The organism is Streptomyces lonarensis (genome assembly GCF_012033735.1).
Lineage (GTDB): Bacteria > Actinomycetota > Actinomycetes > Streptomycetales > Streptomycetaceae > Streptomyces > Streptomyces lonarensis.
The window spans coordinates 19,906-20,897 of sequence record NZ_JAAVJD010000087.1; the positions used below are offsets into that span (position 1 = coordinate 19,906).

Here is a 992-nt window from a genome sequence, read left to right on the forward strand (position 1 = left end):
CATCATCGACGCCTACCTCACCAAGTGACCCTGCGGGCGGGCCGGCGACCGGCCCGCCCGCACCGGGCGCGGCGGACCGCACCCGCCGCGCCCACCGCACCGCGCGGCGCCGCACTACGCTGGCTCCATGGTTTCCCAGTTCTCCCCCGAGGCCCCCGACCCGACCGCGACCGCCGACGGCGGTCCGGCCGGCCCGCCCGCCCTCCGGCCCGCCCGCCGCCTGGTGCTGGCCTCCGGCTCCCCCGCGCGACTGGCGCTGCTGCGGCAGACCGGGTTCGCACCGGAGGTGGTCGTCAGCGGGGTCGACGAGGACGCGCTGAGCGCCGACTCGCCCGAGGAACTGGCCCGGGTACTGGCGGAGGCCAAGGCCGAGGCGGTCGCCGCGCTCCCCGGGGTCTCCGACGCCCTCGTCGTGGGGTGCGACTCGGTCCTGGAGTTCGACGGCGCCGCGCTGGGCAAGCCCGCCGACGCGGCGGAGGCCGTCCGGCGCTGGCACGCCATGCGAGGCCGTTCCGGCGTGCTGCGCACCGGGCACTGCGTGATCGACGCCGCCGACGGGCGCCGTGCCTCCGCGACCGCCTCAACGGTCGTGCGGTTCGGGGAGCCCACCGACGCCGAGATCGAGGCGTACGTCGCCACCGGTGAACCGCTGCACGTGGCGGGGGCGTTCACCCTCGACGGCAGGTCGGCGCCCTTCATCGACTCCGTGGACGGCGACCCCGGCAACGTCATCGGCCTCTCGCTGCCGATGTTCCGGCAGCTGCTGACCGGTCTCGGGGTGCTCGTGACCGACCTGTGGGCGCCGGCCGGCGCCTGACCCCGGCGGGGCAGGGGCGGCACGAGGGGCGGGAGGTACGGCAGCGGTGCGCCGTGGCGCCCCCGGCGATCCGGCCCGCCCGCCGCGCCGGGCGAGGCGGTAGGCGAACAGGTCCCCGGCCACCGACGCGGAGCAGGCGCACAGGACCAGGACGAAGAGTTCCGGGAGGTGGCTG

Annotated in this window: 1 protein-coding gene; it reads left to right on the top strand. The window is 77.4% G+C overall.

The annotated features are described in order from the left end of the window. Positions 1 to 127 precede the first annotated feature (127 nt). Positions 128 to 817: a Maf family protein gene (locus HCN56_RS13090; protein WP_167970628.1), complete on the top strand. Its 690-nt coding sequence runs from the start codon at positions 128 to 130 to the stop codon at positions 815 to 817. Positions 818 to 992: the final 175 nt, after the last annotated feature.